This window comes from Limisphaera ngatamarikiensis (genome assembly GCF_011044775.1).
In the GTDB taxonomy this organism is placed as follows: domain Bacteria; phylum Verrucomicrobiota; class Verrucomicrobiia; order Limisphaerales; family Limisphaeraceae; genus Limisphaera; species Limisphaera ngatamarikiensis.
This window is the reverse complement of record NZ_JAAKYA010000094.1, coordinates 3,472-3,767: the sequence shown is the minus strand read 5'-3', so window position 1 is coordinate 3,767 and position 296 is coordinate 3,472. Positions and strand designations below refer to the sequence as shown.

Here is a 296-nt window from a genome sequence, read left to right as displayed (position 1 = left end):
ACCGGTACGATCGTCGGGGGCGGGTGACGGAGGTGGTGCAGGGGCCGGCGACGTTGCGGCGGTGGTACACGGTGGCCGGGGAGTTGATCAGCGAGCAATGGGTGGGGGGTGAGCTGGACGGGGTGCGGGTGACCAACGTGGTGGACGCGTTGGGCCGGCGGCTGGCGCAGGAGGTCTGGCGCGGCGGCACGCTGCTGAGCCGGGTGAACTACAGCTGGGGTGGGGGCGATCGGCTGCTGAGCGTGGCCGATGATCAGGGCCACCGGGCCGAGTACGCATGGGAGCCGTTGGGTTCG

At 71.6% G+C, this 296-nt stretch carries 1 protein-coding gene; it reads left to right on the top strand.

Translation table 11 applies throughout. The features are described 5' to 3' along the window. A partial coding sequence (locus G4L39_RS13795) for a hypothetical protein (protein ID WP_165109077.1) occupies window positions 1-296 on the top strand: 296 nt, incomplete at both ends.